This is a genomic window from Afipia sp. GW821-FHT04G03 (assembly GCF_059419985.1).
The window spans coordinates 363,522-389,658 of record NZ_JBWKSV010000002.1 but is presented as its reverse complement, the minus strand read 5'-3'; the positions used below and the strand labels follow the sequence as shown (position 1 = coordinate 389,658).

The window sequence follows — 26,137 nt, the reverse complement described above, 5'->3', positions numbered from 1 at the left end:
GTCGAACGGCAAGCGGTGATACGAGTGTCAGAACCGGATCACTAGATGATCGGCGGGCCGCCCTGCCATTGCCGGATCGCATCGAACGGGTGGATCAGCATGATGATGTTCAGCGTCAGGTTGTCGCGGATGTGCAGGCCGACGGCGATTTCGAACACGATCGCGATCAGCACCGTCGCGATCAACGGCAATTTTCGCGCGGCGATGAAGCCGGCGATCATCGCCAGCGTGTCGGATAGCGAATTGACGATGCTGTCGCCGTAATAGTCGAGCGAGATCGTTCCCGCGCGATAGCGCTCGATGATGAGCGGGGAGTTTTCCAGCAGCTCCCAGCCGCCTTCGATCAGCATCGCGATCAGAAGACGTGCAATCCATGACACGCGCGGTAGCAGCAGCCATGTCAGGCCGTAGAACAGGAAGCCGTGAATGATATGGGAGAACGTGTACCAGTCGGCGATGTGCTGCGAGTTCTCCGAACTCAGCACCACGCCGTGCCAAAGTTTGACGTATCCGCAGGTACAGATCGGCACGCGGCCCATGCCGTAAAGGATGGCCGCCTGCAACAGAAGCAGCGATGCCGCGATGATGAATCCCTGGCGCGGCGACAGCCCCGACCTCGCAGATGAAGCCGCCTGGTCCGCCGTGGTGCTCATGCGGTCAGCGTTTCGATCGTGACATTGCGATTGGTGTAGACGCAAATGTCGGCGGCAATGTCGAGCGCGCGGCGCACGATGGTCTCGGCATCCTTGTCGGAATCCGCCAGGGCGCGCGCGGCAGCCAGCGCATAATTGCCACCGGAGCCGATCGCCATCACGCCATGCTCCGGCTCCAGTACGTCGCCGGTTCCGGTCAGCACTAGCGAAACGTCCTTGTCGGCGACGATCATCATGGCTTCGAGGCGGCGCAGATAGCGATCCGTGCGCCAGTCCTTCGCGAGTTCGACCGCGGCGCGGGTCAACTGGCCCGGATACTGCTCGAGCTTGCTTTCCAGCCGCTCGAACAAGGTGAAAGCGTCAGCCGTTGCCCCGGCGAACCCGCCGATGACGTCGCCCTTGCCGAGCTTGCGGACCTTTTTGGCGTTGGATTTGATGACCGTCTGGCCAATGGAGACCTGCCCGTCGCCGCCGATGACCACCTTTCCGCCCTTACGGACCGTGAGAATCGTCGTGCCGTGCCAGATTTCGGGCTGTGATGCTTGCATGGAGACCTCTGTTAACTTCCCTGATCTAGGCACGCGCGGGACCGGATGCAAATGACCGGTGGCCATACTGAATTCCGGTCACCATATCTGAAAACTCAGGCGAAATTCGCCCCATCCCGCAGTAGCGAAGGCGTCATACGCCTGTTAAAAGGACGCTCTTTTCCAGAGTTCTGAGGCGTTCGGAGAGCACTTTTCATGCGCACGGCCACCATCAAGCGCAAGACCAAGGAAACCGACATCATGGTGTCGGTCAATCTGGACGGCACCGGCATATCCAACATCGCGACCGGGATCGGATTCTTCGATCATATGCTGGACCTGCTGGCGCGGCATTCGCGCATCGATATCACCGTGCAGGCCGACGGTGATCTCCACATCGATTACCATCACACGACGGAAGATGTCGGCATCGCGCTCGGGCAGGCTGTGAAGCAGGCGCTCGGCGACATGAAGGGCATCACCCGCTATGCCAGCATCCACATGCCGATGGACGAGACGCTGTCGCGTGTCGTGATCGATATTTCGGGGCGGCCTGTACTGGTGTTCAAGGCGGAGTTCCCGCGCGACAAGATCGGCGAATTCGATACCGAGCTGGTGCGCGAGTGGTTCAACGCCTTCGCGATCAATGCCGGCGTCACGCTGCATGTTGAGACGCTGTATGGTGAGAACAATCACCATATCGCCGAGTCATGCTTCAAGGGCCTCGCGCGTGCGTTGCGCGCGGCGGTCGCGATCGATCCGCGTGCTGCGGGCGAGGTGCCTTCCACCAAGGGCCAGCTCGGCGGCTAACTCTTAAACGCAGCGCATGCCGGTCATGCACTGCCGTTCACTTTTGAACCCAGGGCCGAAGCCCGATCTGTAAGTCGAATTTGCAGATCGGACCCGAACGAGGTTCCGGAGAACGATCAATGGCGATTTACACGGTTCACGCTCCGGCGAGCTATTACGGCAACGATGTTCGCACGGTGCCGGACAAGCTGGTGTTCGTGCGTGACGGATTTTACTTTTGGGCTTTCGTCGCTGCGATCCTCTGGCTGATTTGGCACCGGCTCTGGCTGGCGCTGCTTGGCTATGTGGTGATTTCGGTTGCCGCTGAAATTGCGTTGTCGGCGCTCGGCATCGGGTCCGGCGCGCGGCTTCTGGTGATGGCTGTGTTTGCGCTGCTGGTCGGGCTCGAGGCCGGATCGCTGCGCCGCTGGAAGCTGTCGCGGGGCAAATGGCGTCAGCTCGATATTGTGACGGCAGATTCGGAAGAAGCCGCCGAACGGCGCTTCTTCGAGCGCTGGAATGCAAAGACAGCGCGCAACGTAACTGCTTCGCCGCCGCCTCTGCCTCGCGCATCGCTGGCGCAGCCGCAGCACGGCGTGATCGGCCTGTTTCCCGAACCCGGAGCGCCGCGTTGAGCGTTGCCATCATCGACTACGGCTCAGGCAATCTGCACTCGGCGGCGAAGGCCTTCGAGCGCGCGACGCGCGGGATGGAGCAGCCGCAAAAGATTGTCGTGACCCGCGATCCCGACACGGTGTTCCGCGCCGATCGCATTGTTTTGCCCGGCGTCGGCGCATTCGCAGATTGCCGCAAAGGCCTCGATTCGCTGAACGGCATGGTCGAGGCGATGACGGAAGCGGTGCGCGACAAGGCCAGACCCTTTTTCGGAATCTGCGTCGGGATGCAACTGATGGCGACGCAGGGCAAGGAATACGTCACCACGCCGGGCCTCGACTGGATCGCGGGCGATGTGGTGAAGATTTCGCCGAACGAAGAGAACCTGAAAATCCCGCACATGGGATGGAACACGCTCGATCTGGTGCGAGAACATCCGGTGCTTGAGCGGTTGCCGTTGGGAGACAAAGGCCGCCACGCTTATTTCGTGCACTCGTATCACCTCAACGCGGTGAACGAAGCGGACGTCATCGCGCGGGCCGACTACGGCGGACCGGTGACGGCGATTGTCGGCAAAGACACCGCCATCGGCACGCAGTTTCACCCCGAGAAAAGCCAGCGCTTCGGTCTCGCCCTGATTTCAAATTTTCTGAAGTGGAAGCCGTGATTCTATTTCCCGCTATCGATCTCAAGAACGGCCAATGCGTCCGCCTCGAACAGGGCGACATGGCGCGCGCAACCGTGTTCAACCTCGATCCGGCCGCGCAGGCCAAAACCTTCGAGACGCAGGGCTTTGAGTACCTTCACGTGGTCGACCTTGACGGCGCGTTTGCCGGCAAGCCGGTGAATGCGCAAGCTGTCGAGAGCATGTTGAAGGTTGTGAAATTCCCGGTGCAGCTCGGCGGCGGCATTCGCGATCTCGCAACCATTGAAGCCTGGCTCGGCAAGGGCATCCGCCGCGTCATCATCGGCACCGCAGCCGTGCGCGATCCAGCGCTGGTGAAGGAAGCCGCGAAGAAATTTCCGGGCCGGGTTGCGGTGGGTCTCGATGCGCGCGACGGCAAGGTCGCGGTCGAGGGCTGGGCGGAAACCTCGACCGTCACTGCTTTGGAAATAGCTCAGCGCTTTGAGGATGCCGGAGTCGCGGCGATCATCTTCACCGACATCGCGCGCGACGGATTGCTCAAGGGCCTCAACCTCGATGCGACCATTGCGCTGGCTGAAGCGATCTCTATTCCGGTGATCGCGTCAGGCGGTTTCGCGTCCATCGACGATGTGAAGGCGCTGCTGGAGCCGCGCGCCAAAAAACTCGAAGGCGCGATCTCGGGCCGCGCGCTGTACGACGGGCGCATCGATCCGGCCGAGGCATTGAAGCTCATTCGCAACGCACGGGCGGCTGCCTGATGTTCAAGGTTCGCGTCATTCCCTGTCTCGACGTCAAGGACGGCCGTGTCGTCAAGGGCGTCAACTTCGTCGATCTGCGCGACGCCGGTGATCCCGTCGAGGCAGCGATTGCCTATGACGCGGCGGGGGCGGATGAACTTTGCTTCCTCGACATCACCGCGACTCATGAGAACCGCGGCACTATTCTCGACGTGGTCCGCCGTACCGCGGAAGCCTGCTTCATGCCGCTGACCGTCGGCGGCGGCGTGCGTACCGTGGACGACATCCGCACGTTGCTGAACTACGGCGCCGACAAGGTCTCGATCAACTCGGCGGCGGTCAGCCGGCGTGAGTTCGTGAAAGAGGCGGCGGAGAAATTCGGCGACCAATGCATCGTCGTCGCTATCGACGCCAAGAGCGTCAAACGCGCCGGCGGCGGGTCGCGCTGGGAGATATTCACCCACGGCGGGCGCAACTCCACGGGTATCGACGCCATCGAATACGCGCAGGAAGTGGTCTCGCTGGGCGCGGGCGAAATCCTTTTGACCTCGATGGATCGCGACGGCACGCGGCAAGGTTTCGATATTCCGCTGACCCGCGCCATTTCCGATAGCGTGAAGGTTCCTGTCATCGCCTCGGGCGGCGTCGGCAATCTCGATCATTTGGTGGCGGGCATTCGCGAGGGCCACGCGACCGCTGTGCTGGCCGCGTCGATCTTCCATTTTGGCGAATTCACCATCCGGCAGGCCAAGGACCATATGGTCCGCGCCGGGCTGCCGATGCGCCTGGATACCTAATTCCAAATACCTGAATCCGCTCAACACTTTGCGCTCCCCGGCCGGAGCTGGACCTGATAGAAGCCGATGATGACCCGTTTCACGATCCACGACTTGGCAGCCACCATCGACGCCCGCGCGGCTTCCGGAGGTGAGGCGTCGTATACCCGCAAGTTGCTCGACAAGGGCACCGATCATTGCGCCAAGAAACTGGGCGAGGAGGCGGTCGAAACCGTCATCGCCGCCGTCGAGAATAACCGCGACCATCTGATTGCTGAGAGCGCCGATCTGGTCTTCCACCTTCTGGTGCTGCTGAAGTCGCGCGGCATTACCCTTGCGGAAGTTGAAGACGTGCTGGCGCAGCGGACGCAGATGTCGGGACTTGAAGAGAAAGCGGCGCGTAGGCGCGAGTGAAACATTTCCGGCCGGCGCAGGGACGCGCGCGGGCCGGGCAGGAGGAAATGGCTCATGGATGTGAGAGCCGAACCGGTTCAGTACAATCCCTATCGCGTTTTCTCGCGCGCGCAGTGGGCCGCGTTGCGCGACGACATGCCGATGACGCTGACCGCCGAGGAAATCGCGCGGATGCATTCGATGCATGACCGCCTCGACATCAAGGAGGTCGAGGAAATCTATCTGCCGCTGTCACGCCTGCTGTCGTTCTATGTCGCCGCGGCGCAGCGGCTGTTCGTGGCGCAGCGCCACTTTCTCGGCATCGAAGACCGCAAGATGCCCTACATCATCGGCGTCGCGGGATCGGTGGCGGTCGGAAAGTCCACCACCGCGCGCGTGCTGCAGGCACTGTTGGCGCGCTGGTCGCCGCGGCCCAAGGTCGATCTCGTCACCACGGACGGCTTCCTGTTTCCGAACGAGATTCTGGAACGTGAAGGCCTGATGCAGAAGAAGGGCTTTCCCGAAAGCTACGATCTTCCTGCGCTGCTGAGCTTTCTTTCCGACATCAAGGCCGGACGGCGCCCTGTCCGCGCCCCGGTTTATTCGCATTTGACTTACGACATCATTCCAAACGAGGGCGTCGAGATCGACCGGCCCGACATCCTGATCGTCGAAGGCGTGAATGTGTTGCAGACCGGACGCTTGCCGCGCGACGGCAAGGCCATTCCCTACGTGTCGGACTTCTTCGACTTCTCGGTCTATATCGATGCGGAGGAGCCGATCCTGCGTGAATGGTATGTGGAGCGCTTTCTGACCCTGCGCGACACGGCGTTCCGTGACGAGCGGTCCTACTTCAACCGGTACGCAAAACTCTCCGACAAGGAAGCGACCGAAAAGGCGCTGTCGCTCTGGACGACGATCAACCTCGTCAACCTCGAGGAAAATATTCTGCCGACCCGTCCGCGCGCGACGCTTATCCTGAAAAAGGGCAGCGACCACATCATCGAGACGGTTCAGTTGCGGCGGTTGTAGAGCGCGACACCGAGTTCGTCGCGTCGCTTTATTTCAGTATGGTCTGTTCCGAAAACCGGTTCCACCTTTCGGGATCATGCGGCGTGACGCGTGGCGTCAATGCCGAAATGATCGAGATAGCGCCCGCTGATCGCCGACACCGGCATCATGATCAATACGTCGGTGGTGCCGAACTGATGATCGATCACCGCGCCGTCGCCGACGAACGCGCCGACCCGCAGATAGCCCTTGATGAGTGGCGGCAACATGCGCAGCGCCGCCTTGGTGTCGATATTGTCCTTCGCGATCCGGTTCATCTCGACGCGGCGCGAGGCATGTGCGCTGGCGCGCCAGCCTTCGGGGGCCGAGGCGAAGTGATGCAGGAACGACAGCGGCAGCGCGAGGCGATCGGGGTCGGTGCCCTCGAAGCTCGCGCATCCGATCATGACATCGAGATTATGCCGGCGCACATAACTCCACACGCCATGCCACAAAAGCTCGACGGTGCGCTTGGTGCGGTAGGGCGGCAGCACGCAGGAGCGGCCGAGCTCGAGAAATTTCAATCCGGCCTGCCGTTCCATCAGGCCTGAAATGTCGAACTCGTCGGCGGTGTAGAAACCGCCATGCTTTTCGGCGGCGTCCTGGCGTAACAGGCGATAGGTGCCGACCACCGGCTGCTTGCCGCTCAGGGTCGGCTTGGCCGCATGGTCGATGACCAGCAGGTGATCGCAGATCTTGTCGAACGCATCTTTGTCGCGCTGCGCGAGCATGGTCGCGGCGTCGGCAATTGCGGAGCCGTCCTTATAGAACACCTTGTAGCGCAGCTTCTGCGCGCGCTTCACATCGCCCTTGGTTTGCGCGAGGCGCACTTCAAGCGAGCCGATTCTGCCGAGCGACGGTGACGGTGGTTGCAGCGCCGGCAGAATATTCGGAATGGCGTCGCCGCGCAGGCTTGCGTGCAGCAGGTTCGGCATCAGCCATGTCGCAGCGGCCGATGCCGCCGACTTCGCATTGCGGGGCCGGAGCATCTGGACCAGCGCATGTCGGCGAAATGCATCAAGCGGGTTTTGAGCGGCAACACGCTCAAGCGGCTGGCGTGCGGTCAATCTTGCAGTGACATCCGGCGTCGTGCCAGCCGGTTTGTTGCCGTCCATGGCGTCCTCGCGGCCGCGCGCATTGATTCGCCAAGCGCGGCCTGACGCATCAATAATCACGGTCGTGATACGGATTTATGACATCGACGGCCGCTGCGCGGCCGCGCTTACGCGGCGATTGTCCGCGACGCGGGAAGCGCCGCCAGCGCATCCGTCAGCTTGTCGCGATCGAGCGGCTTGACGAGAAAGCCATCCATTCCCGCTTCGAAACATGCATAGCGATCGTCCACCAGCGTGTTCGCTGTCAGCGCCAGAATCGTGGTTCGCCGTGAACTGCGGCCCGCCTCATGCGCGCGAATTCGCTTGGTCGCGGCGATGCCGTCGAGCTTCGGCATCTGGACGTCCATCAGCACCACATCGTAGGGCGCGCCGGCGCTGTCCGCGGCGAGCCACGATTCAAGGGCCTGTTCGCCATCGGTAGTGATGACGGGGCGATGACCGAGACGTGTCAGCAGCGAACGGATCAGCAGCGCGTTGATCTCGTTGTCTTCGGCGACAAGAATGGAAAGCATGCCTGACGATGCATTGCGGGACGTGGGGAATTCAGGCGCGTCCGCCAGTTGCACCTCGCCCTCGGGCAACTCCGGCACAAGTGCCGCGCCTGCAGCCGTCAATCGCTCGGCGAGCGAAGCCGCGCGCAACGGCTTCACGAGATAGCCGGTGAACAGCGCCATCATCGATGGCGCGATGCTGCGCCGCGCCGCCGGGGTGAACATCGCGATCCGGTGGGTCGCATGGCGCATCGCCGCCTCGCCCAGTTCCTGCATCTGCGCGTCGCCGCTCATGCAATCCACGAGAATGGCGTGCCACGACCGCTCGGGCAGCAAGGCAATGGCGATGGAGGCATCCGCCACCGTGCAGGTCTGCGCCCCCCATCGCTCCAGACGCCGCGCGATCAACGAGGCTTCGATGGTCTGCGGCCCGACCAGCATGACCGATTTGTTCGCAAGGTCCGGCGCGTGGAATGCCGGGATGCTGTCGCCCTGATCGGCCACGAGCGGAATCGAGAATTCAAAGGTCGCGCCGTCGCCCTCGGCGCTCTCCAGCGTGATGCGTCCGCCCATGCGCCGGACGATGCGGTCGCTGATGCTGAGTCCAAGCCCGGTGCCGCCGTAGTTGCGCGCGGTGCCGTCGGATGCCTGCTCGAACTCGCGGAAGATCCGTTGCTGCGCTTCGGGCGCAATGCCGATCCCGGTGTCACGCACGAGGAAGCTGATTTCACCGGGCCAGATTCCGGGTTCGACGATCAGGGCGACACCACCCGCGGGCGTGAACTTGATGGCGTTGCCTGCCAGATTGAGCAACACCTGCCGCAGGCGCGCGGCGTCGCCAACGACAGTCTGCGGCACGCGCTCGTCGACATAGGACGCGATCTCAAGGCTGCGTGCCTGCGCGCGCGGCGCGAGCAGTTCGGTGATTTCCTCGATCATCGCGGCCAGCGCAAACGGACGATGTTCTAGATCGATCTTGCCGGCCTCGATCTTGGAAAAATCCAGCAACTCGTCGATCAGCGCCATCAAGGCGTCGCCGGAGGTCTTCACGGCCTTTGCATAGGTGACTTGTTCCGCCGTCAGCGGCGTGTCGAGCAGCAGGTTGCTCATGCCGATGATGCCGTTCAGCGGCGTGCGGATTTCATGCGACGCCATGGCGAGGAATTTCGATTTCGCCCGGTTCGCCGTGTTTGCGAGGTCGCGCGCTTCGGCAAGCGCACGCTCGGTCTCGGCGCGGTCCGTCACGTCGCGGCCGACGCACTGCACGTCGGCGGGCCGGTTGGCGTCGCTGCGAATCAGGCCTTCCCGCCAGGCGATCCATCGCGGGCCGAGGGGGCTGTCGATCTTCTGGTCGTGAACCCGCGTTCCGTTCGGCTCGACGGCTGCAGCGCCTTGTTCCAATACCGGCAGCGTGAAGCGCGTGCCGATCAGGACACTCCGCGGCTTGTTGGCGAGCGTGCAATAGGCGTCGTTGACCGACGTGATAAGGCCGTCGCTGTCGCGCAGGACGATCAGGTCGCTTTGGGATTCGAATAGACTGCGCGCGTGCTCCTCCGAACCCTTCAGTTCCCAGTTGCGATCGGCCAGCGCTTCATTGTGCATCTCGATCTTGCGCATCTTCTTTCGCAGCCAGCGCATCCGCATGCTCAGCGTCGCGAGCGCAAGACAAGCCAGCGCGAACAGAAAGCTCGCGCCGATAGCGAAAGCCTGGGGATCGTAGCCCGACGACTCGCCCCGGCTTCCCGACATGAAGCCGTAAGCCCCGCCGAAGGTGGCGGAGAAGATCATGAAGGAGCGGATGATGAAACTGATTCGAGGATATCGGCGCGCCAGACGGCGGAGTCGCGATCGGATGCGTAAAGCCCGCAGCATGGTTGTCCGCTCCGCTGTTGGAAGGCGCGTCTGGCCGGTCGGCGGAAGAATGTGTTCAGGATGTTTCGAAGTGTTTGAAGCGCCGGCGGATCGTCGGCGCCGATACAAACGTGGCTAACGAGACGTTAACGAGAGATTACGTCGCGCTATCGGCCAGATGCGTGCGGCGGCCCGCGCTTACCACAAGTGCTGCGGCGTCGCGCGCGCTGAAGGTCCGCGATTGCACGAAGATCCGGTAATCCGCACCGGCGTTTTCCGACAGGTAAATCACCGGTTCCGACGCGGAGACGCGATCCGCGATGCTGACGAAGGACGTCTCGGGTGTGACGGCGCAGCTTTCGTCGTCGGCCGTGCGGGTGTCGTCGATCACGGTGAAGTCGGCCATTTCGGGGCTGTCGACGATCTGCACGCGCACCGTCGCAAGTGCCGGATTGTCGGTGAAACTGACGTGGAGGGGATTCTGCCAGGGCGCGGTCGCGATCTGCATCGAGGCGCGTCCGAGGGCGATGCAGGGTCTCGCGCTCGGAACGATCTCGCCGCCGGCCACCACGCCGGCAAGGACCAAAGGTACGACCGAGGCGAGAATTTTCACACGCAACATGGAACGCCACTCACAGCAACAAGACCCGACGACAGGATCGCGCGGACCACCTGACCGGCGGTCCGGATCATGCGCCACAGCAGCCGCGACAGGGCCGCTTATGGTTCCTGAAGTGTAAAGAGAGATCGTTACGGAAGCGTTTCTTGGAACTGTTCTTGGAACCGGTTTTGGCGTCAGGCCGCGCGGCGCAGGTCTTCCGCCAGCACGCGATAGGATAGCGCCTCGGCGAGATGCAGTCGTCCGATGGTGTCCGCGCCATCGAGATCGGCAAGCGTACGCGCCACCCGCAGCACGCGGTGATAGCCGCGCGCCGACAGCCGCATGGTCTCGGCGGCATCGCGCAACAGTTTTTGTCCCGGCGCATCGGGCCGCGCGATCTCTTCCAAAATCGCAGCCGGTGCTTCCGCGTTGGTGCGGATATGCGGCAGGCCCAACGCGCCGTAGCGTGCGATTTGAATCGCGCGGGCCGCAGCGACGCGCGCGGCGACGTCCGCAGAGCCTTCCGCAGGCGCGGGCAGAATCAGATCGGAGGCAGCGACCGCCGGAACTTCGATCCGCAGATCGATGCGGTCCATCAGCGGGCCGGAAATGCGTCCCTGATAATCCGCCGTGCAGCGATCGATCCGGCCGCGCTTGCAGGAATAGCCGGGTTCGTAAGCGTGACCGCAGCGGCAGGGATTCATCGCCGCCACCAGCATGAAGCGCGCCGGATACGTCACGCGATGGTTAGCGCGCGACACCGCGACCTCGCCGTTTTCCAGCGGCTGACGCAGCGAATCCAGGACTCGCGCGTCGAACTCCGGCAACTCGTCGAGAAACAGAACGCCATTATGCGCCAGCGAAATCTCGCCGGGCCTGGCGCGGATTCCGCCGCCGGTTAGCGCAGCCATGCTGGCCGAGTGATGCGGCGCGCGGAACGGACGCCGCGCCGTCAGCGCGCCGCCTTCGATTTCGCCCGCAACGGACGCGATCATCGAAATCTCGAGCAGTTCGGCCGGCGACAGCGGCGGCAGGATCGACGGCAACCTTGCCGCGAGCATGGATTTGCCTGAGCCGGGCGATCCGATCATCAGCAGGTGATGGCCGCCGGCCGCGGCGATTTCGAGCGCGCGCTTGGCGCTTTCCTGCCCCTTGATGTCGCGAAGGTCGAGCGATGCGATCTGCCGCTCGGTGATTTTCGGTTCGGGCCGCGACAAGACTTGCGTGCCCTTGAAGTGGTTGGCGATCTGAATCAGCGATGCCGCCGCCACGATCTGGATGTCGGGGCTGGCCCATGCCGCTTCCGCGCCGCAGGCCGCGGGACAGATCAATCCCTCGTCGCGCGCGTTGGCGCCCATGGCGGCCGGCAGCACGCCCGCAACGGGCGCGATCGATCCGTCGAGACCGAGTTCGCCCAGGACCGTAAAGCCTGACAGCGCGTCAGGCGGGATTGCGCCGATGGCGGCCATCAGCCCGAGCGCGATGGGAAGATCGTAGTGACTGCCTTCCTTGGGCAGATCCGCCGGTGCGAGATTGACCGTGATTCGCCGCGCCGGCAGCGCAAGACCCGACGCAATCAGCGCCGAGCGCACCCGCTCACGGGCTTCGGACACGGCCTTGTCCGGCAGGCCGACAATGGTGATCGTAGGAACAATTAACCCAGACGCTGCGGGGGGAATGCGACAAGCGGATGGCTGGAATGATCCTTTTCGTGGAATAGCTGAATACAGAATTGGCGCTGTCGAAATTCAGAGAATATGCGGCCTCACCCATTAAAACTGTCGCGCGATAACGATGAGTCTAATGCCAAAGCTCGAACGTAGAACAAAGTCGAACATCCTCATTCGGAATGGAAAACTGACCTTCCGTAAGAATTTTGCCCTAGACCCGCCCGACCCTCGAGGCCGCACAAGCAAAGAAGATTGGGAAAGAATTCTGATCGCGGCACCTTCGATTTCTAAGCGTGGAAGGTATCGAATCCTTCATTTGATCGCGGATTATCGAGGTAGAACTGCTAGCGATCAGCGCTCTTTGACCAGCAAGCGACGCGTCGTTCGTATGCGAAACGCCATCCGGAAGCTTCTCGCCGACGGAGAAAGACTAAGCAAAGATCCGATTTTTTTTAGCGCTGGTTTAACACCGAGTGGATCCCGGACCGGCCCGATCGAAAAAGATCTGAATACGCGTTTCCAGAGCCTCGTCGAGCTCGATCAAATTCTCAGCGATGCTCAAGATCGAATGGTCGCCCGGCGCGGACGAAAATCCTTTATGAATTTGGAGAACTTCATTTCCGGGTTGGTGGGCGTTTACGCGGATTCCAGCGGAGGAGCGCACCTGAAGCGCTCAACAAAGGCTGGCTTCAACCGTCCCACGAATAGATTCGTGGTCGAATGCGTAAAAATTGCAGATCCTAATCTAACCGGCGGAAGTATCGAGTACGCCCTTACTCGCATCATCTCGGGCCATCATGACGCCCTTTCCCGGTATGGATACGACTCCGCTTCAGGAAATTGGGTTGGAATTTAATTCGACAGAAATCTGTCGAATTTCCTCGCATGAGTAGTTGCTGCAAACCCGTTGTCCATGTGCAATTTGGTCAGCCGTTCCCGGGCATCCCGCCCGCACAAGGAGAACGGCAATGTCAAAGTCCAAACACGTCAAATCGGTCGAACTTCCATTCGGACAGCAGGATAGCGCTCCAGTCCTGAGCTTCGTCACGAAGCTGCAAGCATCTGAGCCTGAGGCTATTGCTCAGTCACTGCTCGAATGTATCCAGATTGGAAACGAGGCAATCATTCAGGCCGGTGAGATTTCCCACTTCGCCCTGAAGGTTTATCTTCCCGGATCGCCCGAGCGCACACGATTCTTCAACGCTCTTGTCGAAGGGGGATTCCTCTCCAAGGAGGAAGCGCGAGCAGAAGGGCAGTCGCCTAAGATTTCAAAGCTGAGCACGATCGGTCAGTATGCGGAGGTTCTTCGCACGCCGGAAATCAAGGCGCGACTCAGTCCGGGTTACACGATTTGCTACACTGCCGTGCAGCTTTTCAAGGAGATTGAGGGGGCCCCTAACGCTATCTCAATGCTGATCGGCATCTTGGAAAAGGCAAACGGTGATGTAAATCGAGAGTTCCTCGACGAGGAGAAGAAAGAGCTGAAGCGCGGCAAAGCGAAATCTGTGGCGACTGAGAACCGCGAAATCAGCGTTTCACCTCAGCAGATCACCGAGCACGCTACTAAAAAGGCCGAGCTCGTGTATCTCACGCCGACCGTCAAGGACAATAAACGATTCCAGAACGAGTACGCTGAGCCTGACGCGTTGAGCACATCCTATCGTGTGAATGAGCTTGTTGCGGAAACCGCAGTTGCCGTTTGTGTGACCGAGCTGCGAAACTACTCAATCATGATCGACGTCATCCTCCCGTACTCTGGCTTCAAGTACGTGAAGAAGGTCTATCTCCTTGAACGGCCGCACTCGGCTGAAATCAGTGAAGCAAAAATTGCTATCATTGCCACAAAAGCACACGCCCATGAATTGCCGGTCATAAACGATCCATGGGATGGTGAAAGCCATGATGGGAAGGCACTCGCAGACAGGATGGTGCCCGACGCATCAGCGCGTCTGCACGTATTCGCCAGCGAACAAACCTCCGGATGGCAATGTCTCACCAGTGACACGGTCTGGACTGACAAGCCGAGCCTTCAGGGAGCGGCATGATGTCTGTCACCATGGAAGCCGACAAGATCCCAGGCTATCAACCGTACAGTATGGGTGATGTTCGACGCCGATCATCGACTCGCGGGTTCACAGTCATCAGCACGTTTTCAGGTGGAGGAGGATCTTCCACCGGCTATCGGCTTGCCGGCGGCACGGTTCTCGGGGCGAATGAGTTCGTCCCCGAGGCCGCGCGAACTTACCTGGCAAATTATCCTGATTGCCACGTGAATACGGACGACATTCGGAAGTTGCTGCATTCGTGCACCGCGCTTACGCAGTTTCTGACCAATTCGGGGGCGGCACGGGGTGTTATCGACCTGCTCGATGGGTCTCCGCCTTGTTGCCAGTTCAGCACTGCCGGAAGTGGCATTAGCGACCAAGGCGTCATGCGGGCTTATTCAGACATTCGCCAAAAACACATCGCGACTTTGGCGCATGACTTCGCGGAGCTGGCGCTCGAAGTTGATCCGAAAGTTATTGTCATGGAGAACGTGCCCCAAATACTGACAACCGGATCAGAAATCTTTGAAGGGGTAAGACGCAGGCTTCGCGGCAGGTACTTTACTAGTGCGCGAATCCTGTCGGCACATGAGCACGGCGTTCCCCAAAAACGACGGAGAGCGTTTCTTGTCGGGGTTCGTCATGATGTCGCGAATAAGGTTGGCATTAATTCCGACGACGACGTGCAGCGGGTTTTCCCAAAGCCGACTGCCAATATTCCTACGATCCGTGACGCGCTGACGGGCTTGAAGCAGTCTCCTCGGGACATGCAGGTCTATGTTAAATCGGCCCGCATGAGTTCGCTGGCTGGTCTCATCCGTCGACTTCCCAAGGAGCCCGCGAAGAACACGAAGCTCGCTCATATTTCACCGGGTGAAACCAAGCACTTCAGTCTCGTCCGGACATCGTGGGACTTGCCAGCACCCACGTTGACGGCCTCCGGTCAAAAGCCGAACGGCCTCACGGGCGTGTGCCATCCGCTACACGACCGAAAGTTCACAATTCCGGAGTTGAAGCGGCTCTCTGGCCTTCCGGACGACTTCATCCTGACCGGGACGGTATCTCAGGCGGCAGAACGAATCTGCAGAATGGTGCCACCGCCGCTTACAGCAGCGCTGGCTGAAAGCATCTACGAGAATGTACTTGAACCTTACGGGGTGGCAAATGAGTGTTGACGATTTCTCATTCCGCGATCAGGCGCCCACATTCCAGAAGCACATTAGCGATTCCATCCCTGGATATGACGATCTCATGAGGAAGTGCGTCGGACTTTCGAGACGTTTCGTGCGGCCGAGCACTAAGGTAATCGACTTGGGATGCTCAACAGGGAACTCCTTGTATGAGATTTCTTTGGAGAACGCCGGTCGTGCCGATGTTTCCTACGTAGGACTCGAGATCGAGAGCGAATTCGGTAGGTCTTGGGATGAATATCGGTCCGAACGCCTAAACTTCCTCACTGAAGACGTGAGGACCTTCGGGGGATATGAGAACTGCTCTTTGGTCACCAGCTTTTTCACCCTTCAGTTTTTGAAGGAGGGTGATCGACTTCCGCTGTTGAGGAAACTGCAGGGCGGGCTGATTGAGGGCGGCGCGGTTCTCATCGCGGAGAAGATCCTTGCTCGCACATCTCGCCTCCAGGACGCTCTGACCTTCCCGTTCTACGACCACAAGCTGTCGAGAGGTTTTACAGAAAGCGATGTTCTATCGAAGGAACGAAAGCTGCGTGGACAAATGGTCCTATGGACTCAGGACGAACTCGAGCAGGCTATTCTTGATGCGGGGTTCGCGGAGTTTCAGGTGGTTTGGACGAACTTCCCGTTCATTGCCATCTTGGCGATCAAGGCCTCAAGCTCGCTTCTGTCGGATACCGCCTTCAAGTCTCCCTTGATCCGAACCGGACACGCGGGTCATGACAAGTGGGACAAGGCGCGTCGCGTAGTGAGAGCTGCTATCCGGCAATCGCCGTTTGGCCCGCTTGATGAGTTGTTCTGAGGAATGGAAGCCCGCGTGCAAAAAACCCAGCCTGCGCTAAGCGGAGGCTGGGTTTTGACTAAAGCTCGGACTTTGACCGGGGAAGGATGACGATTGCATCATCGTACGTCAGTCTGCCGTTACCGACAGTCTTGAGAACGTAGTCCAGCACTTGGGTTCTATCATGGGTGACGGGACGAACATCGATCCGGTTGATGCTCGTTGATCCGACCCCATACAGGGCCGGATGCTTCGTGAAGTGATCGGACACCTCGTCTTTTAGCCGAGATGGCTGGGGGACCATCAGAACCCCGTGAAAGTGAAGCCCATCATTTGGTCGAACTAGGGGCGTTGAACCTCGCTTAAGTTTGCAGACCGGAAGGTCCAAAGCTCCGATCAGGAACGGCAACTCGTGGGTCGGAGCCGATTTTGGTTTCCTGTGAACGCGAGTGAGAAACGTAGAGTAGACCCGCTGAATCGCATCCTTCATCTGGTCAATTTGTTTCGGCTTTGAGCCATATAACTGGCCAAACAGGATCGTAATGAGGTGGCATGAGCAGCCGGTCTTAACCCGGTCCTCAATGATCTCGGAAAATCCTGAAGTTAAGCGGTCTTTTAGATGAAGGGTATTCGGTGAATAGTTCTCGTTACATTGTTGGGGCATTGCGAAGGTTGTGACCTGTATTCGTATTAGTTGGGGTTTGATTAGGTTAAGCTTCTCTCATCGTTCTGATTGCAGCTGATCATATGCCGCTCGAAGGCGATCACTGGGGAACGATGGGGCAGTTTTTCACCTAGAGGCCGTCCTTCAAGGCAAGAATATCTGCTCGGTACTTAGGAAAAGCGCGTCATCAAAACCCCCCGGTCGAAACTTTTATTTTCAAACCAGTTCGACAACCCGCCGCTGGGCCTCGGCCTCACCGTCGATGTATCGTTGTGTGATCCGGAGGTCGCTATGTCCGGCGAGCATCTGGACGTCCCGGAGCGATCCACCTACCGACGAAATTTTCCGGGCCGCGTTCGTGATGAAGGTCCGACGCCCGGAGTGGGAGGAGCAGCCAACGAACCGGAGCTCGGAGTACCATCGGAAGAACATGTTTACGATCGCTTGGACGCTCGTCCGGGACGACCGCTCGGTGCTGACGACGTGTTCCGAGACCGGCTTTTGTTCGGTGCGCCACTTCAACAGTGCCTCCCGAAGCTCCCGGTTAATCGGGATGACGCGACCGGAGCGGCCCTTGCTGGCGCGGTCTTCGAGCCGGATGTCCGATCCGATGCCGCCGGAGGCGTCCGAGAGCATGTCCCACGTCAGGTGGGCTATCTCATGAGCCCGAAGGCCGGCTCGAACCGAGAGAAGACAGATGGCGACGTTTCGGGGAGCGCTCCGACGCGAGCCTACGAAACTCAGGAGGGCCTCGACTTGGTCGCGGGCCAAGGTCTTCGCCTGTTTACTGAGGGGCATAGTATCTCCGATCAGAACTCGGAGATACTATGGCGCGAGGTCCGAAATGCAGACCGGAAGGTGGCCTTCCTCGGATCAGGCACTAACGCGGCATTTATAGTCCTTCCCGAGCGCTTCGTCGGATCTCTATCGCTCTTCCATCTCCCTGGACGAGATAGGCTTACCTAGGTCGCTGAGCACATTTGCTGCCCATTTCAGCAATCCCTCGAGGATCGGCACCAACTCACGCAATTGCGCTGCATCTAGGACGCCGTAGAGCATAGAGTCGATGCCTTCAGGCATCTTGCCGTAGACTCTGCGGAAATCAACGGCGCTCTTCGTCATGAACACATAGGCGTCGTCTTCGGGAAAGCGGCGTACGACGAAGTGAGCCACGAGATTCCGGATGCGCCGGTGCACTTCTATTTCCTCAAGGGCAGCTCTGTTTGAGCCGATCCAGATTGGAGATGATTGTATTGCTTCGGCTACCTGAGCCATCGTGAGCTTTCGCGTTTTTCCGGCCCACGGTTCCGTAAACATGTCCTGCTCGTCCATGGTCTCCGCCATATAGCGAATGATAAAGTCGAAGACGCTGTAGATGTGGGTGATCTTCCCAAAAAGCGCGTAATCCTGATCGTTCGGCCTGGGCCAGCCCAGCATTTGCTCTGGGTCCATCTCTTCCACGATCTCGCGGAGCACTAGCGTGGATTCTGTCTCGGTTGAATCAGGAAGCGCCATCAAACCCTCCGGACAGAGTCATAGCTCAAGACCCTAAAAGCCAGTACTATGGAAGTCCAAAAACTATTCCAGCACATGACCTCTTCCTTCAATCATCGCCTATTCTGAAGATTTTGCTATGTTAGATGATCCACCTCATTTCGTCATGCTGGATACAAACTCGCTGATGCACTTTCAGCGACCGGACCAGATTGACTGGCAATCGATTTCGAAGAGTAAAGGCGTAGTACTCATCGTTACGCCCACGCTATTGAGAGAGCTCGAAGAACAGAAGGTTAAGAACCGATCGAAGCGCTTACGAGACCGAGCCCAATCCCTCGTGCAATGGATCGCCGACTATATCGAACGCGAGGAAGCCGTCGAGATAAGGAGCGGTGTAAGCTTCTGTTTTGTCCGACACTCCCCTACACTTGATTTTGCCGCGCACCGACTCTCGCCTACCATCTCTGATGATGAATTCATCGCACATGCAATCGAGTTCAAAAAAGAACATGGCTGTGAAGTTACCTTTTTCACAGCAGACACTGGAATGCGTCTAAAACTGCCAGCGCATGGATTCAAAGTGCTTCAACCACCGGCCTCTCTGAAGCTTCCTGATGAACCGGACGCGACCGAGAGGGAAAATGCGAAACTAAAGGCTGAACTCTCAAGACACACCAACCGACTTCCCAAGCTCGCGTTGAGATTCTTCGAAGGTGAACCCAAGCAGGCTTTGAAATCCATTAGGTTAGCTATTGACGAAATCGAGCCGGAACCGCCTGCCCAGTGGGGCATGACCAGCCAGCACCAGTACGAAGAGTACCTAGAAGACCTCGGTGAATGGAAAACGGCGGCAAGATCCTCGACGGCCTTTCGAATTCGGCTGGAGAATGCTGGAAGCGCGGTCGCCACAAAGATCAGTGTTGTTCTTACCTTTCCGGATCTTGTCCGGGCGCAGATAATGCGAAGCCAACCTGAGGTGCCCAGTAGCCTCGCTTTAGCGAGGTTCTATAAAGATATCCAACTGCCGTCGCAGGACGAGCCCACATACGGTGATGACGGAAGTACCGCTTCCTTTTACATAGCGGATCTAGTGCACAACCGAACTTTTGAATCCCAGTTGGTATGGCTGCGCTTTCAGGCGGACGAACTCATCAAGAACTTCTCCGCAGAGTATGAAATAACTTGCGTTGAAATCCTTGAGCCTATTCGAGGCTCTCTGCACTTTACGGTGGAAGACTGGATCGCAATATTGAAGGGCGGGGATGAGAGTGCCACAGGATAAAGACACACTGCGGATGCGCGTGAGCTCGCATGGCTCAGTTCAGAAATCGTATTTGTTTCTAATCCAAATAAGCAACGAGGCATTCATATTTGGGTACGTGCGTCGGAGCTTGACGGCCATATTAGCTAATGCGCGCCTCGGCCACGATGGAAATAAGCATCATCCCTTCGCTGATGGCCTCTTCTGCATAAAATATTTGAACAAGGGGTTAGCCATTGATCCAGTTCTTTGTAATTCCGAGAAGCGGAAATATTCCGTCAGCGGGAGAGAACACGGCGTTTCTCCACATTGACTACTGGAACGACTATTCATTTGTGACCATGTTTCAAGTCACTGTGTTCGACGAGAATGCCGTCAAGCACGAGCTGGGAAGCGTTAAGATAGGCTTTAGAGGGCAGACTGAGGCGACATCGACTCATTCAACGCTCGGCGATGGCTTTGCCTCGTTACCCTCCGGATACTTCTCTGTTGGTAGCGACGTCGATTATTACGTTACTTTATCGCGTAAAGTGTCGGATAAATTTCGCAAGGACTATCTTACAGCATTGCGCGATATTGCGTATGACAACGCGACTTTGAATCTGGCGCGCGATGAACCTGTCTTCCAGACATCTCTGCTTCGAACGATTAGCTTAAACACGGTAGTTGCTCAGTTTAAGCGAGTACTAGGCGGCGGTGTTCCGCTGACTGACTATGCGTTTCGGTTCACTCAAGACGGAAGTGAGCGCCTGGCTTCCTTTCAGCTGGATTTTGAAGTTGAGGCGAACTCAACACCAACCACGAATATTCACGCTATCATTGGGCGTAATGGCGCTGGTAAGACCACGTTACTTAATAACATGACAAGAGCAATCACCGAACCGGACCGCGCTGATATCCGTTTTGAAAATCATGGGCCGTGGAGGTACCAACCAATAAGTAGAGATTACTTCAGCGGCCTAGTTTCAGTATCGTTCAGCGCGTTTGATCCATTTAACCCTCCACCAGAGCAATCAGACCCTTCCAAGGGGACCTGCTACTTTTATGTGGGATTAAAGAGTTATGCTGATGAAGACGGAGCTTTGCTGAAGTCCCAAAATGAGCTTGCTGACGAGTTTGTGGAGAGTCTCGAGCTATGCCTTAGCGAGAGGTCGCGCAGCGGCAGATGGCTGGAAGCTATTCGAGATTTGGAATCGGATGACAACTTCGCTGAAATGAATCTGGCGCAGTTTCTCGACTTCCGCGGAGAGGCATTAGGCCGATTTGCGCGTTCGCTCTTAAAGCGAATGAGTTCTGGACACGCTATAGTTCTGCTGACCATCACGAAGTTAGTCGCAAGAGTCGATGAGAAGACTCTCGTTCTGTTCGATGAGCCCGAGAGTCATCTCCACCCTCCCTTATTGTCTGCCCTTATTCGCAGCCTAAGCAAGCTACTTTCGAATAGGAACGGGATCGCGATTATGGCGACACATTCCCCGGTTGTTCTCCAAGAGATCCCCAAATCTTGCGTGTGGAAGATCACGCGTTCCGGTTTATCGTCGGAATGGCAGCGGCCCGAGACCGAGACTTTTGGCGAGAATGTTGGGTTGTTGACGCGCGAAGTATTCTCGCTTGAAGTAACAAAGTCTGGTTTCAATGAGCTGCTGTTATCCGAGGCGGCAAGAGCGACGAGCTACGAAGAGGTTATTGCGGTATTTAAGGATCAATTAGGCTTAGAGGGACGAGCAATCCTACGGTCGATCATGCATCGACGTGAGGATAGCTGATGAAAAAGCTGCCAATACCGAGGGTGGGCTTTTCTGACGCTTTAGCCGACGCAATCTCTGGGATAGGGAGCGAAGCCACACGTATTTCACACGCCGCCGCATTTGGAAGCCCGGAAATTATCGAAACAGGCTACGAAACTCATGCTCGAGCGGCTACGCTATACTCACTTCCAAGAGTGGGTACCGCAGATAATCCTATCATTCAGGGTGATCTTTACAAATCGGATCTGATCAAGCTTTACACTCAGTACTTTGTGCCCGAACCAAAGCCCGCAAGACGGCTCTACGAAGCCATCAAAGTGGCCGCCGGCGGAAAATGCCCTTTGTGCGGCGGTGTCGGTCAAGTTCAGACGTTGGATCATTATTTGCCCAAAGCGAACTTTCCGCTCTATTCGATAATGCCGACAAACCTGGTTCCTTGCTGCAGAGATTGTAACTCCGAGAAATTCAACGCATTTGCTGAGGTACAGGAAGACCAAACCCTTCATCCCTACTTCGATCACGATAAGTTCTTCGTCGAGAAATGGATTCACGCCCGAGTAATTCGGACGGACCCACCGGTTCTAGAGTACTTTGTATCGCCGCCAAATGAGTGGCTTGAATATGAAAAGTCCCGCGTGCGGTCTCACTTCGTTGAGTACAATTTGGCAGGAAAGTTTTCGGTCGAAGCAGCAGCAGATCTCCCCGAGACTATACAAACTAGGCGAACGACGATGTTGGCGAGCAGCGCTGAGGATTTTTCGCGCTACTTATCGGAGAAAAGCCAAACGACGGCATTGCCTGTCAATAACTGGCGGAGAGTAATGTTCTCTGCTCTTGCAGCCGATGTTTGGTTTTCCAGCCAAACATTCACCTGAAATGGGAGAGCCACATCTCCGCGGCAAATCGATTCCATGCCACTGGCATCAAGCAAATGGTTTTGGCACCACCACCGATAGCGGCGACACAGTCGTGATGCTCAAGATGCCGAAATCAACTGATGTTAGAATGGGTCAAGTATCATCAGTGGTCCGACTCGACGAAACCATCGCTCGGCACCCGCGCTGTTGATCTGTCCAGAATCAATTTGCTTGTGTGCGGTAGACCGCTCGGGCTCTGCAAAATTCGAACCTGCACCGATATCAGCGGCGGGTGTACCTAAAAGCCGCAAGCTATCGGTGCTTGCCGACGTCGAGACGTTCTTTCAGCCGGCCGTGCTTCACTCGATCTGTGAGTCGATTGATAACGCCGTCCCACGGCGCCGTAGGCACTTCGCTGGCCTACTGAAAATCACGACACGCGATATCTGTTTGCAGATACCGGTCGACTTCAGGGTGCCGAGTCGGGCGGCAATCGATCGCCTCGAAAAGGTGGCGGCGGGGTAAGCTCGTCGTCTCACAGCATCCAGACGTTGCCCGACCGCGCGCCGAGTTGCGAGACCAGCACTTTTACCTATAATGGTCCGACAATTCGCAGAGATGTTGTAGAGGATCATGCCAGAACGGGGCGGAGCCACCACGCAGGCGGGTGTTTTTTACCAGAACACAGTCGCCGCCCGTCACTTGGCGGATCTTCTCGATCTCAGTCCGCTCTCACCTCGGGAGCGCGTAGTAGAGGTTCGCCTCGAGGCACCCGTACGCGTCGATGACATAGTGTTGCGTTTCGCAGATGGTCACCGTGATTGGATCCAAGCTAAGTTGAACTTGCGAACCGGGGACGATGCATGGCGCAAACTGTGGACCAACGTACTTGCGCAGTCTCGTGATAAGGCGTTTGGATCCGACGATCGCTTGCTGATCGTGATTGGTGATCATGGTCCCGTCGCGACGCAGTTACGCGATATTTGTGATCGGGCCGCGACAGCCGTTGATGCTGCCGAATGGCTCAGCCGCTTGGGCGAAGACATGCGTCGGCTGATCGCTGCGATCGAACGCGTGCTTAGCATACTCATGGCCGATATCCTCGAATTACTCCGGCGCGTCTCTGTGGAGGTCATTACGCAGGATGAGCTGGAGCGAACGTTTGAACGACGCCGCTTCGGAGCCGCATCCATATCACCGAGGCAACTTCTTTCTAGCCTAAGAGACCTTGCCGGCGGCGAAGCTCGGCGGCGAGCCCTGCTTCTCGCGCCTGAGTTGCGACGCCGACTCAAAGAGGAATTTGGGGCCGAAATCACTGAGCCCGCCGAGTGGGGCTTATCTGCTTATCGGGCCGCAGTCGAACGCTTCGCGCGTATTGAGGTTCCGGGGACTAGTATTTCAGGCCCAGCTTTAGAACTTTTCGTTTGGCCACGTGCGCGCAATTATGACCGCACGACCGTCAGTGATTTCGAAGATGAGGAGCCTCGTTGGGATATCGATAAGGAAGCCGCGCCCGTTGACCTTCAAGCTTTTCCTTCTGAGGAGCTCGATCGGTGCATTGTGATCGCCGGGCCTGGGCACGGTAAGTCTGCGCTGCTTCTGGCTATTGCGGCAAAGTTGGCGCGTAGCCCCTTCGTCCCCGTATTGGTGCCCTTGGGAACCTTCTCTGCGACGTCAGTGAGCGTGATTGAGTTCCTGACCGCACAAGTCAACAGTGAGTTCGAGGTTCGCATTGATTGGGGTCGCCTCGCAGAGCATGGGCTCCTTGTGGTACTCTTCGACGGTCTTGACGAGATACCGGTTGCCGCGCGTCAGGCTGTCCTTGGCAAGATCGGTATCTATTCGGCGCGCTATCCGAGCGTCCCATGGTTGCTCACGGTTCGTGATCCTGCGGTGCTGGCGGGCCCGGCGGACGCTCGCATGATTGAGCTCCTGCCACTCGAGAATGAAGATATCGCACGGTTCGCGGACACGCTACGCAGTCGACTGCCTGGTTTGGATGGATGGGAGCTCACCCAACACCTCGCTGCTTACCCCGACCTCGCACGACTCGCTCGCATACCTCTATTTCTGACATTGCTCATGGCGGGCTGGAAGGATGGGGACAGCCTTCCCAATAGACGGGCAGATCTCATTGAAAGCTATCTGAAAACTCTGTTCAGCCCTCACGAGCACAAGGTGCTGCTGACCACAGGCGCCGGTGGTAGCCATGTCCATTCATGGCTTAGAATTCTCGCCGAGTCTCTCGCTTATTCGCGTGTGCAACGGCAGGAAATTGGCGTGACTGAGCGTGAAGTGAGAGAGGCGGCTAGCCGATTCTCTGATCAACCGGACGGGCCAGATAGATTGCTCGCGGGCCTGCTGGCCTGCGGAATTTTAAAGCGGCAAAGTGCGATCCGGCTTCAATTCCCTTATCCAATTGTCCAAGAATATCTCGCTGCGTGCCATCTCGTGCGCGAAGTGCCAGACAGTCTTGCAAATCGGGCCGATGACGCCGTTGAGCGCCCTTGGGCTCAAGTGGTGCAATTTGCCCTCGAACTTCACCCTTCGCCTTCAGCTATCGTTCGAGAAATCCTTGATCGAGAGGACGACGCCTTCGCCACCGCGCTGCGTCTCGTCGGGCGCTGTATTGCCAATGGTGCCGTAGTCGATTCCAGCTTAAAGGAAGAGGTAGCCTCGAAGCTCGCTGCATTTTGGCAGAGTGCGCCATCACGCATTCGAGAACGGGTAGGGCGACTGCTCGTCGACGCTTTCTCAGTCCCCCTCGATCCAAGCGTTCGCGGTCGGCTCGGCCATCGCTGGCTCATTCAAGACGGAGCAGGCGAGATCGTTTGTCGCGCCAACGCGTCAGAGTTAACATTGGAAGTCGTAGCGACCTTGCTGGAACGGGGTCTGGACCGATTTATGCCGGTCCGCCCTCTCCGACCTGCTCTCAATCGAGTCGCTGATGACGTGTTGATGCTCTGCTCGGAGCGGGCAAGACGTCCTGGGACCACTGAAAACGAACTCGAAGGCGTTGTGGATTTCGTCGCAGCTCTAGACGCGAAGGCGTTAACGCAGGATGTTGGCGTAAACATCGCGCGCGACCTAGCAGAAGACGAGTGCCTTCCGGACGGTTTACGTTTAGCAGCCTTTCGGCTACTCCCCAGACCGCTCGACCATAGGGTATGGCCATTAATTCATCGCGCTCTTCGCTCGAATAGATCTAGCGACTCTTGGTCTGCCAAGGAGACTATTGCGGCGACTGACGATCCAGAGCAGGCAATTGTCGCGTTGGTCAGCAACCCTGAACTCACGGAAGAATTGCGACGCAATATCCTGAACAGTTTCCGGACCCTTCTTCCAGAAGAACCCAGACGACTTCGCTTCGTTGAACGGTGTGTGAACGAGCAGTTGCTCCCGACGCCCTACCACGACCTGATGCTCGCCTTTTCTGCCCGTTTCGGCAACGAGATTGCTTACGGTGGACTCGTCGAACGTCTTGCAACCCTGCCCATAGAGCTCGCCACGATTACCGTATCGCTGCTTGGTCACTATCGCTCGCGTACGATAGGGATTCGAATGACCGAATTGGTCAAATCGCGCAGTATGGATGCGCACGAGGTGACAGCGATGGCCCAGAGTGCTGTTACGGGAACGACTTACATCTACGAGATGGATGGCATCGACGGTGGAGGACTAAGACATTGCCCGCCCCACCCGTCCATCGATGCCTGGGCGGAGTTGGTGGAAGCGTGGAGCGATCGGAATGACCTCTCCTTTCTTCAGCGCTGCAGGGTCTTACGCGCATCGGTGGATCTCGGATCCGTTCGCGCCCTCGACAGGCTCGAGCAAGCAGTGCTGTCCGTTACCGATCCAGATTCTCGGGAATATGACGAGGACGACTATGGCAACATCCTGCGGTCCGCGATGGATGATCTGCGCACAAGACGGCGGGTAATTCCGCTAACTACGGCGGAGGCTTTCGCCAGAGCCCGCAGGCCGAATCTTCCATACGCAGGCATCGCGGCCGTTGCCGCGCACGCCAACCGGCCCGCACTCGATCTGCTTATTAGGCTTTACCACCAAATTGACGACTGGCATGCCAAGGGCCTAGTGCTTGAGGCCTTGGAATCTCTCGCCGGCAGGTTAGGGGTCACCGTCCGAAGGCGCGACGGACAACTCGTTGTAGAACAATGAG

The 26,137-nt window shown here is 58.2% G+C and carries 22 protein-coding genes and 1 pseudogene; 15 read left to right on the top strand and 8 right to left on the bottom strand.

Annotation, left to right across the window (positions count from 1 at the left end; translation table 11 throughout):
- Positions 1-41: 41 nt before the first annotated feature.
- Both AC07UB_RS11125 and hslV read right to left on the bottom strand, forming a co-directional pair.
- Positions 42-653 (bottom strand): DUF2585 domain-containing protein, encoded by a 612-nt coding sequence (locus AC07UB_RS11125; RefSeq protein ID WP_492791442.1) that lies wholly within the window; start codon positions 651-653, stop codon positions 42-44.
- A complete protein-coding gene (gene hslV / locus AC07UB_RS11120) occupies positions 650-1,201 on the bottom strand; it encodes an ATP-dependent protease subunit HslV (protein WP_492791443.1) in 552 nt (183 codons plus the stop codon). Before hslV ends, AC07UB_RS11125 begins: the two co-directional genes overlap by 4 nt.
- 195 nt (positions 1,202-1,396) lie before the next feature.
- Here hslV and hisB point away from each other — a divergent pair, with 195 nt between their 5' ends.
- From hisB to coaA, 7 genes are all read left to right on the top strand, one after another.
- Positions 1,397-1,990, top strand: a complete 594-nt coding sequence (gene hisB / locus AC07UB_RS11115) for an imidazoleglycerol-phosphate dehydratase HisB (RefSeq protein ID WP_492791444.1) — start codon at positions 1,397-1,399, stop codon at positions 1,988-1,990.
- Positions 1,991-2,109: 119 nt separating this feature from the next.
- The gene (locus tag AC07UB_RS11110) at positions 2,110-2,604 is read left to right on the top strand and encodes a DUF2628 domain-containing protein (RefSeq protein ID WP_492791445.1); all 495 of its coding nucleotides are present in this window, start codon (positions 2,110-2,112) and stop codon (positions 2,602-2,604) included.
- Complete coding sequence (gene hisH / locus AC07UB_RS11105) at positions 2,601-3,251, top strand: imidazole glycerol phosphate synthase subunit HisH (protein WP_492791446.1); 651 nt, start codon at positions 2,601-2,603, stop codon at positions 3,249-3,251. The genes AC07UB_RS11110 and hisH overlap by 4 nt, the downstream gene beginning before the upstream one ends.
- On the top strand, positions 3,248-3,988 hold the full coding sequence (gene hisA / locus AC07UB_RS11100; protein WP_494653018.1) for a 1-(5-phosphoribosyl)-5-[(5-phosphoribosylamino)methylideneamino]imidazole-4-carboxamide isomerase: 741 nt from the start codon (positions 3,248-3,250) through the stop codon (positions 3,986-3,988). The genes hisH and hisA overlap by 4 nt, the downstream gene beginning before the upstream one ends.
- Entirely contained in the window at positions 3,988-4,764 is a 777-nt protein-coding gene (gene hisF / locus AC07UB_RS11095; protein ID WP_492791448.1) for an imidazole glycerol phosphate synthase subunit HisF, read from the top strand. The genes hisA and hisF overlap by 1 nt, the downstream gene beginning before the upstream one ends.
- 69 nt (positions 4,765-4,833) lie before the next feature.
- Positions 4,834-5,157, top strand: coding sequence for a phosphoribosyl-ATP diphosphatase (locus AC07UB_RS11090; protein ID WP_492792736.1), 324 nt, complete (start codon positions 4,834-4,836; stop codon positions 5,155-5,157).
- Between the two features lie 54 nt (positions 5,158-5,211).
- A complete protein-coding gene (gene coaA / locus AC07UB_RS11085; RefSeq protein ID WP_492791449.1) occupies positions 5,212-6,168 on the top strand; it encodes a type I pantothenate kinase in 957 nt (318 codons plus the stop codon).
- 74 nt (positions 6,169-6,242) lie between these two features.
- Here coaA and olsB read toward each other — a convergent pair whose 3' ends face one another.
- From olsB to AC07UB_RS11065, 4 genes and pseudogenes are all read right to left on the bottom strand, one after another.
- Positions 6,243-7,301: a l-ornithine N(alpha)-acyltransferase gene (gene olsB / locus AC07UB_RS11080; protein WP_492791450.1), complete on the bottom strand. Its 1,059-nt coding sequence runs from the start codon at positions 7,299-7,301 to the stop codon at positions 6,243-6,245.
- A gap of 107 nt (positions 7,302-7,408) precedes the next feature.
- Positions 7,409-9,664, bottom strand: coding sequence for an ATP-binding protein (locus AC07UB_RS11075; RefSeq protein WP_492791451.1), 2,256 nt, complete (start codon positions 9,662-9,664; stop codon positions 7,409-7,411).
- A gap of 136 nt (positions 9,665-9,800) precedes the next feature.
- Positions 9,801-10,265, bottom strand: a complete 465-nt coding sequence (locus tag AC07UB_RS11070; protein ID WP_492791452.1) for a hypothetical protein — start codon at positions 10,263-10,265, stop codon at positions 9,801-9,803.
- A 173-nt stretch (positions 10,266-10,438) separates the two neighbouring features.
- Positions 10,439-11,896: pseudogene (locus AC07UB_RS11065) on the bottom strand (YifB family Mg chelatase-like AAA ATPase); the annotation flags it as partial.
- Between the two features lie 151 nt (positions 11,897-12,047).
- Here AC07UB_RS11065 and AC07UB_RS11060 point away from each other — a divergent pair.
- The 4 genes from AC07UB_RS11060 to AC07UB_RS11045 all read left to right on the top strand — a co-directional run bounded on the left by AC07UB_RS11060 (position 12,048) and on the right by AC07UB_RS11045 (position 15,951).
- Positions 12,048-12,770 (top strand): hypothetical protein, encoded by a 723-nt coding sequence (locus tag AC07UB_RS11060; protein ID WP_494653015.1) that lies wholly within the window; start codon positions 12,048-12,050, stop codon positions 12,768-12,770.
- 112 nt (positions 12,771-12,882) lie between these two features.
- A complete protein-coding gene (locus tag AC07UB_RS11055; protein ID WP_494653013.1) occupies positions 12,883-13,959 on the top strand; it encodes a hypothetical protein in 1,077 nt (358 codons plus the stop codon).
- A complete protein-coding gene (locus AC07UB_RS11050) occupies positions 13,956-15,134 on the top strand; it encodes a DNA cytosine methyltransferase (RefSeq protein WP_494653011.1) in 1,179 nt (392 codons plus the stop codon). The genes AC07UB_RS11055 and AC07UB_RS11050 overlap by 4 nt, the downstream gene beginning before the upstream one ends.
- Positions 15,124-15,951 (top strand): class I SAM-dependent methyltransferase, encoded by an 828-nt coding sequence (locus tag AC07UB_RS11045; RefSeq protein ID WP_494653009.1) that lies wholly within the window; start codon positions 15,124-15,126, stop codon positions 15,949-15,951. The genes AC07UB_RS11050 and AC07UB_RS11045 overlap by 11 nt, the downstream gene beginning before the upstream one ends.
- Positions 15,952-16,810: 859 nt before the next feature.
- On the opposite strand, the gene AC07UB_RS11040 is transcribed toward AC07UB_RS11045, so the two are convergent.
- Together AC07UB_RS11040 and AC07UB_RS11035 are read right to left on the bottom strand one after the other, a co-directional pair.
- Positions 16,811-17,392 carry a tyrosine-type recombinase/integrase gene (locus AC07UB_RS11040; RefSeq protein WP_494653007.1) on the bottom strand — a complete coding sequence of 194 codons (582 nt, stop codon included), beginning with the start codon at positions 17,390-17,392 and terminating at the stop codon, positions 16,811-16,813.
- Between the two features lie 126 nt (positions 17,393-17,518).
- Complete coding sequence (locus AC07UB_RS11035; RefSeq protein ID WP_494653005.1) at positions 17,519-18,109, bottom strand: hypothetical protein; 591 nt, start codon at positions 18,107-18,109, stop codon at positions 17,519-17,521.
- Between the two features lie 118 nt (positions 18,110-18,227).
- Here AC07UB_RS11035 and AC07UB_RS11030 point away from each other — a divergent pair, with 118 nt between their 5' ends.
- The 4 genes from AC07UB_RS11030 (at position 18,228) to AC07UB_RS11015 (ending at position 26,136) form a co-directional block, all read left to right on the top strand.
- Positions 18,228-19,373, top strand: coding sequence for a PIN domain-containing protein (locus AC07UB_RS11030; RefSeq protein ID WP_494653003.1), 1,146 nt, complete (start codon positions 18,228-18,230; stop codon positions 19,371-19,373).
- Positions 19,374-19,588: 215 nt separating this feature from the next.
- Positions 19,589-21,118 carry an AAA family ATPase gene (locus AC07UB_RS11025; protein WP_494653001.1) on the top strand — a complete coding sequence of 510 codons (1,530 nt, stop codon included), beginning with the start codon at positions 19,589-19,591 and terminating at the stop codon, positions 21,116-21,118.
- The gene (locus tag AC07UB_RS11020) at positions 21,118-21,975 is read left to right on the top strand and encodes an HNH endonuclease (RefSeq protein WP_494653000.1); all 858 of its coding nucleotides are present in this window, start codon (positions 21,118-21,120) and stop codon (positions 21,973-21,975) included. Before AC07UB_RS11025 ends, AC07UB_RS11020 begins: the two co-directional genes overlap by 1 nt.
- A 615-nt stretch (positions 21,976-22,590) precedes the next feature.
- Entirely contained in the window at positions 22,591-26,136 is a 3,546-nt protein-coding gene (locus tag AC07UB_RS11015; protein ID WP_494652998.1) for an NACHT domain-containing protein, read from the top strand.
- The last annotated feature ends 1 nt before the right edge of the window (position 26,137 follow it).

Coding starts and splice junctions, on each gene's coding strand:
- AC07UB_RS11125 (WP_492791442.1), bottom strand. CDS start 653: ATGAGCACCACGGCGGACCAGGCGGCTTCATCTGCGAGGTCGGGGCTG.
- hslV (WP_492791443.1), bottom strand. CDS start 1,201: ATGCAAGCATCACAGCCCGAAATCTGGCACGGCACGACGATTCTCACG.
- hisB (WP_492791444.1), top strand. CDS start 1,397: ATGCGCACGGCCACCATCAAGCGCAAGACCAAGGAAACCGACATCATG.
- AC07UB_RS11110 (WP_492791445.1), top strand. CDS start 2,110: ATGGCGATTTACACGGTTCACGCTCCGGCGAGCTATTACGGCAACGAT.
- hisF (WP_492791448.1), top strand. CDS start 3,988: ATGTTCAAGGTTCGCGTCATTCCCTGTCTCGACGTCAAGGACGGCCGT.
- AC07UB_RS11090 (WP_492792736.1), top strand. CDS start 4,834: ATGACCCGTTTCACGATCCACGACTTGGCAGCCACCATCGACGCCCGC.
- coaA (WP_492791449.1), top strand. CDS start 5,212: ATGGATGTGAGAGCCGAACCGGTTCAGTACAATCCCTATCGCGTTTTC.
- olsB (WP_492791450.1), bottom strand. CDS start 7,301: ATGGACGGCAACAAACCGGCTGGCACGACGCCGGATGTCACTGCAAGA.
- AC07UB_RS11075 (WP_492791451.1), bottom strand. CDS start 9,664: ATGCTGCGGGCTTTACGCATCCGATCGCGACTCCGCCGTCTGGCGCGC.
- AC07UB_RS11070 (WP_492791452.1), bottom strand. CDS start 10,265: ATGTTGCGTGTGAAAATTCTCGCCTCGGTCGTACCTTTGGTCCTTGCC.
- AC07UB_RS11060 (WP_494653015.1), top strand. CDS start 12,048: ATGCCAAAGCTCGAACGTAGAACAAAGTCGAACATCCTCATTCGGAAT.
- AC07UB_RS11055 (WP_494653013.1), top strand. CDS start 12,883: ATGTCAAAGTCCAAACACGTCAAATCGGTCGAACTTCCATTCGGACAG.
- AC07UB_RS11050 (WP_494653011.1), top strand. CDS start 13,956: ATGATGTCTGTCACCATGGAAGCCGACAAGATCCCAGGCTATCAACCG.
- AC07UB_RS11045 (WP_494653009.1), top strand. CDS start 15,124: ATGAGTGTTGACGATTTCTCATTCCGCGATCAGGCGCCCACATTCCAG.
- AC07UB_RS11040 (WP_494653007.1), bottom strand. CDS start 17,392: ATGCCCCTCAGTAAACAGGCGAAGACCTTGGCCCGCGACCAAGTCGAG.
- AC07UB_RS11035 (WP_494653005.1), bottom strand. CDS start 18,109: ATGGCGCTTCCTGATTCAACCGAGACAGAATCCACGCTAGTGCTCCGC.
- AC07UB_RS11030 (WP_494653003.1), top strand. CDS start 18,228: ATGTTAGATGATCCACCTCATTTCGTCATGCTGGATACAAACTCGCTG.
- AC07UB_RS11020 (WP_494653000.1), top strand. CDS start 21,118: ATGAAAAAGCTGCCAATACCGAGGGTGGGCTTTTCTGACGCTTTAGCC.
- AC07UB_RS11015 (WP_494652998.1), top strand. CDS start 22,591: ATGCCAGAACGGGGCGGAGCCACCACGCAGGCGGGTGTTTTTTACCAG.